The sequence below is a fragment of the Sphingobium abikonense NBRC 16140 genome (assembly GCF_001598335.1).
Classification (GTDB): domain Bacteria; phylum Pseudomonadota; class Alphaproteobacteria; order Sphingomonadales; family Sphingomonadaceae; genus Sphingobium; species Sphingobium abikonense.
This window is the reverse complement of record NZ_BCYT01000019.1, coordinates 62,304-71,512: the sequence shown is the minus strand read 5'-3', so window position 1 is coordinate 71,512 and position 9,209 is coordinate 62,304. Positions and strand designations below refer to the sequence as shown.

Sequence of the window (9,209 nt, the reverse complement as noted above, 5' to 3'; positions counted from 1 at the left end):
GGCGGCGCCGATGATCGGTATGAAGGGGCGGGTGCAGAGTAAGCAGTGTGTTCGAAAACGCGCAAATCATTCCGGCCCTGAAGTGATGGCAGCGTTGGGCATATGCCCCAGATTGGTAAAAATTGGACGCGTCACTGTCGTCGAGGCCGTTTGTGACTGGCGTACGAAGGGCGATCCCATTCAAAATCAATCAAGCGGTTCCGACGCTGTTGCCCACTTCGATTTACCGCTTGTTGGCTAGAGCATTCCGCGACTGACGCCAGAGCGGTACCTCTGGTCATCGCCCTTAAGTTGAAATCAGGACGATGTCCGCATCCCGTCGGAACAAGCAAGACCGCAGCGCCGTCCCGGCGAACGCGGCAACCTAGGCATCAAGCTGCGCGGGCCTGCTTCGTCGCGATAAGGGCACGGGCCTGACGCTGCGCCTCGGCGATCTGGCGCGCGGTCATTTCCTCGGCGATTTCGGCGCGCATCGACTGGCCTTCCTCGCTGCCGCGCAGAGCCGCCAGATTGAACCATTTATGCGCTTCGACAAGGTCGATGGGCAGATTACCGGTGCCGCAGCTATAGGCGACGCCAAGATCAAAACAGTCCTCCGCCGATCCATAGGCCGCCCGCGACATGCGGGCTTCCATCAGAAATTGCGCGCTCTTGAAACTGTTACCCATGAAACCCAATCCCCTGTTATCTCGCTAAAGCAAAGTTTCGACCCTTTGGTATGTGCGTTGGATGCACCATGACGGAGCAGCCGATAAAAAATGGTTAACGGAGTATTTGCCATATGAAGCGGGTCCGTTGGCCGGTAGCTGCGGGCCGTCTTTTGGGGTGGCGCAGGCAGCGCATAGTCCCCATAGCCACGACATGATCCCGCCATCCCCCCCATCACAGCCACGCGACATTCATTTCCGGGAGTTCGTGCTGCTGTGCGCGTGCCTGATGGCGATGAACGCCTTGTCGATCGACCCTATGCTTCCGGCGCTTCCGGCGATTGGGCGGGATTTGGCCATTCCCCAGCCCAATGACCGGCAATTGATCATCAGTGTTTATTTCATGGGGTTGGGCATAGGGTCGCTTTTGTTCGGCGTTCTGTCGGATCGTTTCGGGCGCAAGGTCGTGCTGGGCAGCGCGATGGCGATGTTCATTGCGTCATCCGTCCTATGCGCCAGCGCGCAAAGCTTCATCATGATGCTGGTGGGCCGGGGTTGTGCCGGCTTTTTTGCTGGCGCCAGCCGGGTCATTACGGTCGGCATCATTCGCGATCGGTTCCGCGGCGACGCGATGGCGCGGGTCATGTCGCTGATCTTTGCCGTCTTCATGCTGATCCCCGTGATCGCGCCCAGCTTCGGCCAGGCGATATTATGGGTGGCACCGTGGCGGTGGATCTTCTGGGTGCTGGTGATATTGGCGAGCCTGATCCTGATCTGGATGCTGGCACGGATGCCCGAGACGCTGGCGATGGAAAACCGTACGCGGATCACCATAGCGGGTCTGATGGCGACCATCGGCGTGGTCCTGCGCACGCGCAGTTCGATCGGCTATATGCTGGCAAGCGGGGTGGTTATGGGCGGCCTCATCGGCTTCATCCTGTCGATCCAGCAGATTTTCTTTGATGTGTTCGACGCCGCGACGATCTTTCCGATCGGCTTTGCGACCATTGCCGGGTTCATGGGTATCGGCAGCCTGATCAACAGCCGCCTGGTGCAACGCTTCGGCGCGCGCCGCATGAGCCAGACCGCGCTGATCGCCTTCTGCCTGATCGCCGCGGTCCATATGGGCGTGATCCTGATGGGATGGGAAACGCTGGTGACATTCATGGCGCTCCAGTCGCTCACCATGCTGACGGTGGCCTTCACCGCCGCCAATTTCAGCGCCATTTCGATGGAGCCTTTTCACAAGGGGGCGGGCGTTGCTTCATCCTTCCAGGCGTTTTTGACGACGGCGGTGTCCGCAGCACTGGGAAGCCTGGTGGGCCGGGCGTTCGATGGCACGACCCTGCCCTTCACGACGGGGTTGCTGGTTTATGGAAGCCTGTCTTTCCTGATCGTGGTGTGGGCCGAGCGGGGGAAGCTGTTTACCCGCCCCAATCTGGCGGCGCTGCGCGATCCCTGTTGAACCGGTAGGGCACTGGAAGCGAAAACGGGGCGGTTTCCCGCCCCGTGTTACTTTGGATCAGGCGTCCTTCCCGCCCGGCGTCGGCGCGCCCGGCAGCGGCGGAACGGGTTGCGGCGGGGCGGCGGCGTCATCCTCCGCCACGTCAACAATGCCCCGACCCACATGGCTGCGGTTCCGGCTATAGGCAAAGTAGACGATGAGGCCCACCGTGGCCCAGGCCACGAACATCAGCTTGGTGTCGCTGCCCAAGCTCCAGAACAGATACATGCAGCCGATGATGGCGATCGGCGCCGTGACCATGATGGCCGGCGTGCGGAACGGACGCTTGCGCGTCGGATCGGTCCGGCGCAGCACGATCACCGCGATCGACACGGCGGCAAAGGCGAAGAGCGTGCCCGAATTGGAGATGTCCGCCAAGATGCCGACCGGGAAGAAGGCGGCAAACAGCGCGACGAAGATGCCGGTCAGGATGGTGATGACATGCGGCGTCTTGTAGACCGGATGCACCTTCGAGAAAAAGTCGGGCAGCAGGCCGTCGCGGCTCATGACGAAGAAGATGCGGGTCTGGCCGAACATCATCATCAGGATGACCGAGGGCAGCGCCAGGCCGGCGGCGAGGCCGAGCAGATTGCCGATCTGGGGCCAGCCGATTTCGCGCAGGGTCCAGGCCAGCGCTTCCTTCGAGCAGGTGACGGCTTCCGTCCCGGCCTTCGCCAGCGCGGCGCACTGCGCGGACAATTCGGTGGAGCCGGGCGCCAGCGCGATGCCGCCCTGCGCGATCGGGATATTCCCGGCGGTGACGGGCTGCGCGCCCACCGTGCCGATGACGCCAGCGGCGACCAGCATGTAGAAGATGGTGCAGATGGCGAGCGAGCCGATGAGGCCGATCGGCATGTTGCGCTGAGGGTTCTTGGTTTCTTCCGCCGCCGTCGACACGGCGTCGAAGCCCACATAGGCGAAGAAGATCGAGGCAGCCGCCGCGGAAATTCCGGCAAAGCCCAAGGGCGCGAAGGGCGAGAAGCCGTCCATGTTCATGACCGGCACCGACAATATGATGAACAGCGTCAGCGCCGCCACCTTGATCGCGACCAGCACGGCGTTGACGGTCGCGCTTTCCTTGGTCCCGATGACGAGCAGCCAAGTGACGAGCGCGGCGATCAGCATGGCGGGCAGGTTGACGACGCCACCATCATAGGGGCCGCGCGTCAGGAAATTGGGTATGTCCATGTGGAATGTATGCTCGATGAGGCCGACGACATAGCCCGACCAGCCCACCGACACGGCGCCGGCCGCGACCGCATATTCCAGGATCAGCGCCCAGCCGACCATCCAGGCGATCAGTTCCCCCATCACCGCATAGCTGTAGGTATAGGCTGACCCCGACACCGGCACCATCGCGGCCATTTCCGCATAGCAGAGCGCCGCCACGGCGCAGACGAAGCCGGCGATGACGAAGGAGAGCATCATGCCCGGCCCCGCCTTTTGCGCGGCTTCGGCGGTCAGCACGAAAATGCCCGTCCCGATGACCGCGCCGATGCCCAGCATGGTGAGCTGGAACGCACCCAGCGATCGATGCAGTGATTTCTTTTCCGCCGTCGCCAATATGGCGTCGAGAGGCTTTACGCGCCCGAATATCATGAAGACCTCTATTCCCTTAGCCCGGCACGCCACCGGACGCACCCCTTTTGCTTATGGGGAGGGCAGACTATCGCCTAATCCGCTGCGCGCAAGTATGTTGCGCGGTCATGACATGAAAGGGACAAGGGTCGCGATGGTTGAACTGGTAAAGGCGCATTTGCTGGACGCTGTGCCGCACGGCTTTGCCGGCCGGCGCGGGGGCGTGTCAGAGGGGCTATATGCCGGGCTGAATGTCGGGCTGGGGTCGCACGATGACCGCGACGCGATTTTCCGCAACCGGGACCTGGCGCGCGATGCCGTCCTCCCGGGCGCGGCGCTGGTCACGGTGCGGCAGGTGCATTCGGCGCACGTCGAGACGGTGAGAGGGCCCGTCGCCTTGGACGCCCGGCCGGAGGCGGACGCAATCGTCACCGACCGGCCAGGATTGCTGCTGGGCATATTGACTGCGGACTGCGTGCCGGTGCTGTTCGCCGATACGGCGGCAGGCGTGGTGGGGGCGGCTCATGCAGGGTGGAAGGGCGCGATTGGCGGCGTCACCGACGCGACGCTGGCGGCGATGGAGGCGCTGGGCGCAACACGATCGCGGATCGTCGCGGCGATCGGCCCCTGCATCGGCCGCGCATCCTACGAGGTGACGGAGGATTTCGCGCGACGGTTCGAGGAGGAGGACGGGGACAATACACGCTTCTTTTCCGCAGGGCGGCCAGGGCATCTGCAATTCGACATTGGCGGCTATGTCGCGGCGCGACTGGCCGGAGCGGGCGTCGAGCGGGTCGCGGTGCTGGACGAAGATACCTATAGCCAGCCCGAGCGCTTCTTCAGCTATCGCCGCACCTGTCATCAGGGCGAGCCGGGCTATGGGCGGCAGATGTCGATGATCGGACTGCCGGGCTGAGGCCGGATCAGGGCGCGAGCGGGGAGGTTTGCGCGACCGGCGCGCCTTCGCTGCTGCGCAAGGTTCGCGGCTCCAGGATCGCCGCCGTCTCAATGAGGTCGAGCGCCCGGCGCGCCTCCATGTAGCGGCGGGCCATCTGCACCCATTTTTCCGCGACCGACCGGCCGGGCATATGTTCGACCTGCGCCAGCGCCGCGCTGACCCGGCCGCCGTCGAGATAGCGCATGGCGCGATCATAGGCGGCTTCGGGCCGGGGCGAGGGGGCATCGGCCTTGCGGATGGTGACAAGCTCGCGCGCTTCATGTTCCAGCGCGTCCCACCAGCTGGCGCTGGCCGGCGGCTTGACGAGCGCATCGCCGATATTGGCAAGGCCCGCGCGCAGATCGGCAAGCGTCACCGGTTCGCGCGCCGCGTTGATGATGGTGGCGACGGCGCGTGGCTGGGCCTGACCGAAGCGCAGCCGCAACTGCCCCTCAATATAGCCGAGCGGTCCGCCATTATCGAGCGCGCGCCGCGCGGCGAAGGCGACCAGCAGCCCTTCTGCGCGGGCGGCGTTGGCGGATGCGGCCTGCGCTTCCACGGTGATGCGGGTCAGCCTTTCTTCCAGCTGCACGACGCGCCCGTCCAGCACCTGCGCCGTATCGGCGGATAGCGGACGCGGGGTGGCGGCGGGCCGATTGGCGCGCGGCGTCGGCGTGGCGGTTTTCTGGCTTTGCGTTCGCCCCCAGCGGGCCTGGATCTGCGGCCAGGCCCAGACCGTCAGGCCGACACCCAGGGCAAAGCCGAGCAGGGTGAGGATCAACAGCGGCAAAAGGCTGCGCCGCCGCGCGGGCGCAGGCGGAACCGTGCCTGCATCCATGCTGTCGCCATCCATGCTGACCCGTTCGTCCGTCATTGCTGCTGTCCTTCGCACAAAGCGCGGGCAAGAGCCAGCATCTCGTCATCATCGGGGCGCGGCGGGCAGGCGGCGCTGGCCCAGCCATCGCCACAGGCGGCGAGCGCCAAGGGGCTGATCGCGATCAGGTGCAGCGCACCACGCCCGGATTGCGGCATCTGCGCGCCCAGATGCTCGCCTGCGCGCGGGGAGTGAACCAGCAGGATCGCGCCCGGCGTCGCTGCCGCAATCAGCGCAGGATCGGGCGGAAGCGCGGCCATATGATAAACGGCGATGCGGGTGATGGCGAGCGGGCCGGCGTCGATCGGCGCGACGGTCGTGCCGGCAAGATGGAGCACGCGGCGATGCCCGTCCAGTGCGATCCGCGCGGCGATGGCGCTGCCATCCCTGTCGCCGGCTATCATTTCGTTCCAGCCCGCCGCATGCAGCGCGGCGGCGGTCGCCTGGCCCACGGCATAGGTTGGCAGCGCGCGATACGCCTTCAGCGCGGGGCCGGCGCAGCGCACGCCATTGGCGCTGGTCAGCAGCAGCGCGTCGAAATTCTGCGCCGGGGGCGCTTGCCAGTCCAGCATTTGGGGCGCGAACAGCGGATGCACCACAGGCGACAGGCCAAGCCGCCGCGCCTTCTCCGCCGTGCGATCCGCGCCGGGCTGCGGCCGCAGGATGAGGAGTGGCCTCACGCTTCGAACAGGGCGCGCAGGGCCAGGCTGGCGCGGTCGAGCAGCGCGCGGCCCAGGGCTTCGCCAGCATCCAGGTCGCCGCGTGCCAGGCGCAGCTTCTCACTGACAGTTTCCTGCCCGTCGGGGCTGATGATTTCGGCGCGTATCGTGACATGGTCACGATCGATCAGCGCGAGTGCGGCGATGGGCGAATGGCAGGTGCCGCCCAGGCCCCGCAGCACCGCGCGCTCCAGCATCACGGCATCGAACGTGTCGCGATGATTGATCGCAGCCACAGCGTCGATCACAGGCGCATTGCCGGACAATATCTCGATACCCACCGCGCCCTGCGACGGGGCGGGCAGCATCGTGTCGACCGGAATGATCGTGCCGACATCCCCCTGGTCCAGCCGATCGAGCCCGGCCGCCGCCAGCAAGGTTGCATGCACCTCCCCCGCCGCGAGCTTCGCCAGCCGGGTCGCGACATTGCCCCGGAACAGCGTGATGGTGGCGTCGGGGCGCAGCCGTTTGACCTGAGCGCCGCGCCGGGGCGAGCTGGTGCCGACGATCGGATTGGGAGGCAGCGTATCGAAACTGGCCGCGCCTATCAGCTTGTCACGCGGGTCGGCGCGCGGCAGCATCGCTGCAATATGGAATATGTCGTGCCGGACGGTTTCGACATCCTTCATGCTGTGGACGGACAAGTCGGTTTCGCCGGCAACCAGCGCCCGGTCCAGTTCCTTGGTCCAGAGCGCCTTGCCCCCGATGTCCGCGAGCGCCCGGTCCTGAATCCGGTCGCCGCTGGTCTGGACGGTGACGATCTCGATCGCGTCCGCGCTCCAGCCATGGGCGGCGATCAACGCCTGCGCGGTCATGCGCGCCTGCGCTAGGGCGAGCGGCGATCCCCTGGTGCCCAGGCGCAGCGGCCGGCCCATGTCGCTTTGTGGGGTGAAAAGCATATCCGGCTTGCTCTAATGACCAGCGGCATTAGATGGAAGCGGCAATGACCATCATTCTCGGCCTGGAATCGAGCTGCGATGAAACCGCGGCCGCGTTGGTGAGCGCCGACGGGCAGATTCTCGCGCATCGCCTGGCGACTCAGGAGGAGGCGCATCGCCCCTATGGCGGCGTCGTGCCCGAAATCGCCGCTCGCGCCCATGTCGAGGCGCTCAGCCCCCTGATCGAAGCGGCGCTGGCCGACGCGAAGATGAGCCTGAACGATGTGGACGTGATCGCCGCGACTGCCGGGCCGGGCCTGATCGGCGGCGTCATGGTCGGCCTTGTCACCGGCAAGGCGCTCGCCCATGCGGCGGGCAAGCCGCTGGTCGCGGTCAATCATCTGGAGGGTCACGCGCTTTCGCCTCGGCTGGCCGACCGGACGCTGCAATTTCCCTATCTGCTGCTATTGGTATCGGGCGGCCATTGCCAGTTGCTCAAGGTCAAGGGGCCGGGCGATTATGCGCGGCTTGCCACGACGATCGACGACGCGGCGGGGGAGGCCTTCGACAAGACGGCCAAGCTGCTGGGCCTTGGCTATCCGGGCGGGCCGCTGGTGGAAAAGGCAGCGGCAGGGGGCAATCCCAAGGCGGTCCCCCTACCCCGGCCGCTGGTTGGCACGGCGGAACCGCATTTTTCCTTCGCGGGCCTCAAGAGCGCGGTGATGCGGGCGGTTCAGTCCGGCCACTATGCAACCGAAGATATCGCGGCATCGTTCCAGCAGGCCGTGATCGACTGTCTGGTTGACCGGACGCGCCGGGCGCTGGGCGACAGCGCGGGCGTCACCGCGCTGGTCGTTGCGGGCGGGGTGGCGGCGAACCAGCCGATCCGCACCGCGCTCGAACAATTGGCCGCCGAGCATGATTTGCCCTTCGTCGCGCCGCCGCTGTGGCTGTGCACCGACAATGCGGCGATGATCGCCTGGGCGGGCGCGGAGCGCTACGCCGCTGGGCTGGTCGACGATCTGAGCGTTCCCGCGCGGCCGCGCTGGCCGCTCGACCCGGCGGCCGACAAAGCGCGCGGCGCAGGAGTGAAAGCATGAGGACGGGAGTCATTGGCGCGGGCGCATGGGGCACGGCGCTGGCGCAATTGCTGGCCAGCGATGGGCAGCAGGTGACGCTGTGGGCGCTGGAAACCGATGTGGTCGATGCGATCAACGCCAGCCATCAAAACCCGCTTTACCTCGCCAATATCCCCCTATCCCCTTCGATCCGCGCGACCGGTTCGATGGACGACCTTTCCGCCTGCGAGATGCTGCTGGTGGTCAGCCCGGCGCAGCATCTGCGCGCCGTGGTGGCGCAGGCCCCGGCGGGCGTGCCGCTGGTCCTCTGTTCCAAGGGCATTGAGGCGGGCAGCAGCCTGCTGATGTCGGAAGTGGCGGCGCAGGCGCAGCCGGATTCGCCGATCGCGGTCCTGTCCGGTCCGACCTTTGCCCATGAAGTGGCGAAGGGGTTGCCGACGGCCGTCACGCTGGCGTGCGAGGACAAGGCGCTGGGCCAGCGGCTGGCCGCGCGGATCGCGCGGCCCTCCTTCCGCCCCTATCTGTCCGACGATGTGATCGGCGCGGAAATTGGCGGCGCGGTCAAGAATGTGCTGGCCATCGCCTGCGGCGTTGCGGAGGGGGCGGGGCTTGGCCTCAACGCCCGCGCGGCGCTGATTTCCCGGGGCTTTGCCGAAATGACCCGCTTTGGCCTGGCGCGTGGCGCCCGCGCCGAAACGCTGGGGGGCTTGTCGGGGCTGGGCGATCTGGTGCTGACCTGCTCGTCGACCAACTCGCGCAACTTCTCGCTTGGCAAGGGGCTGGGCGAGGGCGCGCATGCGGCAGAGCTATTGTCCAACCGCCGCACCGTGGCCGAAGGGGCGCATACCGCCCCGGTGCTGCGCGATGCGGCGCGCGCGGCCGGGGTCGAAATGCCGGTGGTGGAGGCGGTCTGCGCCCTGCTGGCCGATGCCGCGCCGCTGGCCGATGTGATCGACGCGCTGCTTGCGCGCCCGTTGCGACCCGAATAAACCG

At 66.4% G+C, this 9,209-nt stretch carries 10 protein-coding genes; 5 read left to right on the top strand and 5 right to left on the bottom strand.

The genetic code is table 11. The features are described from left to right. Window positions 1–241 (top strand): hypothetical protein (locus SAB01S_RS18755; RefSeq protein ID WP_218016161.1); only part of this gene is annotated, 241 nt, incomplete at its 5' end. A gap of 130 nt (window positions 242–371) precedes the next feature. Here the strand turns inward: SAB01S_RS18755 and SAB01S_RS15785 are convergent. Continuing rightward, window positions 372–668, bottom strand: coding sequence for a hypothetical protein (locus tag SAB01S_RS15785; protein WP_062734199.1), 297 nt, complete (start codon window positions 666–668; stop codon window positions 372–374). A gap of 193 nt (window positions 669–861) precedes the next feature. Here SAB01S_RS15785 and SAB01S_RS15780 point away from each other — a divergent pair, with 193 nt between their 5' ends. Continuing rightward, window positions 862–2,112, top strand: coding sequence for a multidrug effflux MFS transporter (locus tag SAB01S_RS15780; RefSeq protein ID WP_062734197.1), 1,251 nt, complete (start codon window positions 862–864; stop codon window positions 2,110–2,112). A 57-nt stretch (window positions 2,113–2,169) separates the two neighbouring features. Here the strand turns inward: SAB01S_RS15780 and SAB01S_RS15775 are convergent, their stop codons facing one another. Continuing rightward, the gene (locus tag SAB01S_RS15775) at window positions 2,170–3,750 is read right to left on the bottom strand and encodes an amino acid permease (protein ID WP_062734195.1); all 1,581 of its coding nucleotides are present in this window, start codon (window positions 3,748–3,750) and stop codon (window positions 2,170–2,172) included. A gap of 133 nt (window positions 3,751–3,883) precedes the next feature. Between SAB01S_RS15775 and pgeF the strand changes: the two genes are divergently transcribed. Then, a complete protein-coding gene (pgeF, locus tag SAB01S_RS15770) occupies window positions 3,884–4,645 on the top strand; it encodes a peptidoglycan editing factor PgeF (RefSeq protein WP_062734193.1) in 762 nt (253 codons plus the stop codon). Between the two features lie 7 nt (window positions 4,646–4,652). On the opposite strand, the gene SAB01S_RS15765 is transcribed toward pgeF, so the two are convergent. From SAB01S_RS15765 to hemC, 3 genes are read right to left on the bottom strand one after another with little or no spacing between them, the layout of a single operon-like run. After that, window positions 4,653–5,540, bottom strand: a complete 888-nt coding sequence (locus SAB01S_RS15765; protein WP_062734192.1) for a hypothetical protein — start codon at window positions 5,538–5,540, stop codon at window positions 4,653–4,655. Beyond that, window positions 5,537–6,220 (bottom strand): uroporphyrinogen-III synthase, encoded by a 684-nt coding sequence (locus SAB01S_RS15760; RefSeq protein ID WP_062734187.1) that lies wholly within the window; start codon window positions 6,218–6,220, stop codon window positions 5,537–5,539. The genes SAB01S_RS15765 and SAB01S_RS15760 overlap by 4 nt, the downstream gene beginning before the upstream one ends. Next, complete coding sequence (gene hemC / locus SAB01S_RS15755) at window positions 6,217–7,158, bottom strand: hydroxymethylbilane synthase (protein WP_245646506.1); 942 nt, start codon at window positions 7,156–7,158, stop codon at window positions 6,217–6,219. The genes SAB01S_RS15760 and hemC overlap by 4 nt, the downstream gene beginning before the upstream one ends. A 44-nt stretch (window positions 7,159–7,202) precedes the next feature. Here hemC and tsaD point away from each other — a divergent pair, with 44 nt between their 5' ends. Together tsaD and SAB01S_RS15745 are read left to right on the top strand one after the other, a co-directional pair. Continuing rightward, window positions 7,203–8,237, top strand: coding sequence for a tRNA (adenosine(37)-N6)-threonylcarbamoyltransferase complex transferase subunit TsaD (gene tsaD, locus SAB01S_RS15750; protein ID WP_062734216.1), 1,035 nt, complete (start codon window positions 7,203–7,205; stop codon window positions 8,235–8,237). Continuing rightward, on the top strand, window positions 8,234–9,205 hold the full coding sequence (locus SAB01S_RS15745; protein WP_062734184.1) for an NAD(P)H-dependent glycerol-3-phosphate dehydrogenase: 972 nt from the start codon (window positions 8,234–8,236) through the stop codon (window positions 9,203–9,205). Before tsaD ends, SAB01S_RS15745 begins: the two co-directional genes overlap by 4 nt. Window positions 9,206–9,209 lie beyond the last annotated feature (4 nt).